Here is a 1,637-nt window from a genome sequence, read left to right as displayed (position 1 = left end):
CGCGCCGGGGGCGCAGTCCTCATCCGTGGGGCAGACATTGTAGTCCCCCAGCAGGACAAAATCCTGCCCGGCCTGAAGCATGGCGTGGGCATGGAGCGCCAGCGCGTCCATGAAGGCGAGCTTGGAGTCGTAGCCCACGCTGCCACCGGAATTGCCGTTGGGCAGGTACAGGTTGCCAAACACCAGCCCGCAGGTGCTGATTTCTACATACCGGGCCTGTGGCGGGTCGGTTTCCCAGCCGGGCAGGCTGTCATGGATGACGGTGTGCGGGTGACGGGTCAGGATGCGACGCCGTTATAGCTTTTCTGCCCCACCACCACGCTGTCGTAGCCCGCAGCCCTGAACGCCCCGGCGGGAAAGAGGTCGGTCGCGCATTTGATTTCCTGCAACGCCAGCACGTCGGGCCGTTCACGGGCAAGGTAGTCCAGCACATGGTCCTGGCGCTGGCGGATGGAATTGACGTTCCAGGTGGCGAATTTCATCATTCGACCGAGAAGCTGGTGCCACACCCGCACGATGACGCGGCATTGGGGTTGCGCACGGTAAAGTGCGCGCCCATCAGGCTGTCGTTGAAGTCCAGTTCCGCGCCCGCCAGCAGGTCCATGCTGGCCGGATCGACCAGCACGCGCGCCGTGCCCGCCGCAATCACGATGTCATCGGGCGTGCTGTCGGGCTCAAGGGCGAATTTATACTGGAATCCGTTGCATCCCCCCGCCAGCACCGACACGCGCAGCGCCGGTTCGCCCGTGGGGCCGGGGGTCTGTCCGTCCAGGATTTCACGCAGGCGTTTCGCCGCCGCGTCCGATACACGGAAGCTCTCTGTAGTCGGGGAGGGAGACGTGGACATCGGGTTCACCATGGTCTGTGGAACGCGCCGGGGCTGGATCATGTTGGCCACGGGCCGCGCGCGGGTTAGGATGGGCGACGGCATCACCACATGTCGCCGCATCCATGGCTGGGTCTTGATCCTATATGAATACTGCACCCTACGCTGTCCAGACCGCAACGGCCCGTGGCCGCCTCTATCCCGAGGCCGAAGCCCCCACGCGCAGCCCGTGGCAGCGCGATCGTGACCGGGTGATCCATTCCGCCGGGTTCCGCACGCTTCAGTACAAGACGCAGGTCTTTCTCAACCACGAAGGTGATTTCTTCCGCACGCGCCTGACCCATTCGCTGGAAGTGGCGCAGGTCGCCCGCTCCATCGCCCGCAGGCTGGGGCTGGAGGAAGACCTGACCGAAGGGCTCGCCCTGGCGCATGACCTCGGCCACACCCCCTTCGGCCATGCGGGGGAGGAAGCGCTTTCCGCCGCCATGAAGCCGTGGGGCGGCTTCGACCATAACACCCAGTCCCTGCGGCTGGTGACATTGCTGGAACGGCGGTATTTCGCCTTCGATGGCCTGAACCTGACATGGGAAATGCTCGAGGGGCTGGCCAAGCATAACGGCCCGGTGGATCATCCACCGCCTATGTGGCCGATTACGCGGCGCGGCACCGGCTGGAGCTTGACAGCTACGCCTCGGCCGAGGCGCAGGTCGCCGCCGTGTCGGACGATATTGCCTATCACGCCCATGATCTGGACGATGGCCTGCGCGCGGGACTCCTGCATATCGGGGAGCTTGAGGCCCTGCCGGTGGTG

1 protein-coding gene and 2 pseudogenes are annotated in these 1,637 nt (G+C 65.2%); 1 reads left to right on the top strand and 2 read right to left on the bottom strand.

Annotation, left to right across the window (positions count from 1 at the left end; all coding sequences use genetic code 11):
• Together JCM25156_RS25345 and JCM25156_RS15980 are read right to left on the bottom strand one after the other, a co-directional pair.
• Positions 1 to 485: pseudogene (locus JCM25156_RS25345) on the bottom strand (exodeoxyribonuclease III); the annotation flags it as partial.
• Positions 482 to 847, bottom strand: coding sequence for a HesB/IscA family protein (locus JCM25156_RS15980; RefSeq protein ID WP_025813888.1), 366 nt, complete (start codon positions 845 to 847; stop codon positions 482 to 484). The gene JCM25156_RS15980 and the pseudogene JCM25156_RS25345, both read right to left, overlap by 4 nt.
• Positions 848 to 972: 125 nt before the next feature.
• Here JCM25156_RS15980 and dgt point away from each other — a divergent pair.
• Positions 973 to 1,637, top strand: a pseudogene (dgt, locus tag JCM25156_RS25340) (dGTP triphosphohydrolase); the annotation flags it as partial.

The sequence above is a fragment of the Komagataeibacter kakiaceti JCM 25156 genome (assembly GCF_000613305.1).
Note: the sequence above shows the minus strand (reverse complement) of the source record. Positions and strands in the feature narration are given on the sequence as shown.